At 52.2% G+C, this 924-nt stretch carries 2 protein-coding genes; both read left to right on the top strand.

Annotated features, from left to right (window positions below):
• Positions 1–408, top strand: a 408-nt coding sequence (locus HMPREF2912_RS12450; RefSeq protein WP_210396404.1) for a hypothetical protein, incomplete at its 5' end; no start/stop codon positions are given.
• 50 nt (positions 409–458) lie between these two features.
• Positions 459–767, top strand: coding sequence for a transposase (locus tag HMPREF2912_RS12445; protein WP_246816559.1), 309 nt, complete (start codon positions 459–461; stop codon positions 765–767).
• Positions 768–924 lie beyond the last annotated feature (157 nt).

The raw sequence follows: 924 nt of genomic DNA, 5'->3' as shown, positions 1-924 counted from the left end.
CCCCGACGTGTCTACTTTCCGGGGGGCAGGCCCGGGGGAACAACGGGCCGTGACGTTACAACAAACAATCCAGTGAAGAACGCGGTCGATGGTGTTCTACACTACGCAAAACATCTCTCTGAAAAATTCGATGTGTTCGCTGTCGCTGCATCCGGCGAGACAGCGGACGAGTTGAAGCAGAGCTTTTACATCCATCGCAAAGGTGCGGACGAGCCAGAAATCTTGACGCGTGCAGACGGTGCGTACTTTGGTTCTTTGCCTGATTCCGAAGCTGTCAAGCGGTTGATTACAGCCTCGAACGGGTCAGCGGGTCGAGATGAACTACGCAAGGTAGCCAATGAACTCCACATATTTATGCGTAACCACGGAGCACTGCGACAAGACGCTAATGAGGTTACCCTCGTTTAGTGGACACCCTATTTGTACGGATCTTGTGTCCGTAAGAGAGGATGTTCATTGTGAGTCAACAGCGCAAGAAGTACACGCCGGAGTACCGGCGTGAAGCCGCGAATCTGGTAATCGAGTCGGAGCGACCGATCGCTCATGTGGCTAAGGAGATTGGTGTTTCCGCCGGGCTTTTAGGAAAATGGGTCAAACTCGAGCGTGAACGCCGAGGAGCCTCGGATGGGATGAGTGAGGCTGATCTTCGTGCTGAGAATGCTCGTCTGCGCCGTGAGTTGGCAGAAGCCAAGATGGATAACGAGTTTTTGTCAAAAGCGACAGCCTTCTTCGCCGCGAAGCAACGCGAGCAGAAAAGTTCGAACTAATGCAGCAGGAGAAGGCGAACTACAGCATCAAACGCATGGCACGACTATTAAAAGTATCTCGGTCTGGATACTACAAATGGGCCCATGCGCAGCAGAAACGACTATCCGGAAAAGATGATCGTGCAGCATTTTACGATGATGTTGACCGAAAGATTCA

The sequence above is a fragment of the Corynebacterium sp. HMSC056E09 genome, from assembly GCF_001813425.1.
GTDB classification, from domain to species: domain Bacteria; phylum Actinomycetota; class Actinomycetes; order Mycobacteriales; family Mycobacteriaceae; genus Corynebacterium; species Corynebacterium hesseae.
This window is presented reverse-complemented; position numbering and strand designations above follow the sequence as displayed.